At 64.6% G+C, this 443-nt stretch carries 1 protein-coding gene; it reads left to right on the top strand.

What is annotated here, in order from left to right:
• Nucleotides 1-426, top strand: a 426-nt coding sequence (locus H0921_RS17625; RefSeq protein WP_228500120.1) for a hypothetical protein, incomplete at its 5' end; no start/stop codon positions are given.
• Nucleotides 427-443: the final 17 nt, after the last annotated feature.

Here is a 443-nt window from a genome sequence, read left to right as displayed (position 1 = left end):
TTTGACGCCGGGCTGGTCGGCCGCCGATTGCGTCGTGACCGAGCCAGCGGCGACTTCGACCTCAAGCGCTTCGACTGTCACCGCCATGCCAGCGAACGCTTCGACCGCGAACGCTTCGACTGTCACCGCCATGCCAGCGAACGCTTCGACTGCAAACGCTTCGACTGTCATCGCCACGCCAGCGAACGCTTCGACCGCGAACGCTTCGACTGTCACCGCCATGCCAGCGAACGCTTCGACCGCAAGCGCTTCGACTGTCACCGCCGCGTCAGCGAATGCCTCGAAAGCGTCATCGTCTGCTTCCCCCTCGAAGTCTTCCGCGTCGGCTCGGGCCAAGACACGGGTCTACTTTGGCTGCGACGGGGTGATGGTGCCGCTGGTGACGGAGGCGGAGAAGCGGAAGCGACGGGCGACGATCAAGCATAAGCGTAAGCTGCGGGGTC

The organism is Thermogemmata fonticola, from assembly GCF_013694095.1.
Taxonomy (GTDB): Bacteria; Planctomycetota; Planctomycetia; order Gemmatales; family Gemmataceae; genus Thermogemmata; species Thermogemmata fonticola.
Note: the sequence above shows the minus strand (reverse complement) of the source record. Positions and strands in the feature narration are given on the sequence as shown.